The following is a 444-nucleotide window of genomic DNA, read 5'->3' as shown; positions in this document are numbered from 1 at the left end:
CACCCGGCCGGTGGCGAACTTCGTGATGCAGTACGAGCAGTTCGACATACAGCCGCGGGCGATGGGCAGGATGCCGACCACGCCGTCCAAGACGGGTTCGACGCCGGGGCCGGGGGTCGGACACTCGCCGTTGGTGACGGCGGCCGGCACGTCGTCCCAGGGGAGAATCTGGGCGTCGATGCCCTCCTCGCGGAAGTCGTTGCCCTGCGCGAGCGCCATACAGCCCGTGATGATGAGGTCCGCCGTCTCCGCCGCCAGCTCTTTGGCCCGACGGAGCATGTTCCGCTCCGTCTTCTCCACGACCGTACAGGTGTTCATGATGGCGACATCGGCCTCCTCGGGCCCGTCGACGCGGTAGTGGCCGGCGTCGCGGAGCGCGCTCTCGATGGCGCGGCTCTCGCCGCGGTTCGAGGTGCAGCCGTATGTCTCGATGTGGTATCGGGC

At 68.7% G+C, this 444-nt stretch carries 1 pseudogene; it reads right to left on the bottom strand.

The features are described 5' to 3' along the window. Positions 1-444: pseudogene (locus EXE48_RS18255) on the bottom strand (tRNA (N(6)-L-threonylcarbamoyladenosine(37)-C(2))-methylthiotransferase); the annotation flags it as partial.

Origin of the sequence: Halorubrum sp. ASP1, from assembly GCF_005435135.1 — an archaeon.
In the GTDB taxonomy this organism is placed as follows: Archaea; Halobacteriota; Halobacteria; order Halobacteriales; family Haloferacaceae; genus Halorubrum; species Halorubrum tropicale.
The sequence above is the reverse complement of the archived record's forward strand: the minus strand, read 5'-3'. Positions and strand labels throughout refer to the sequence as shown.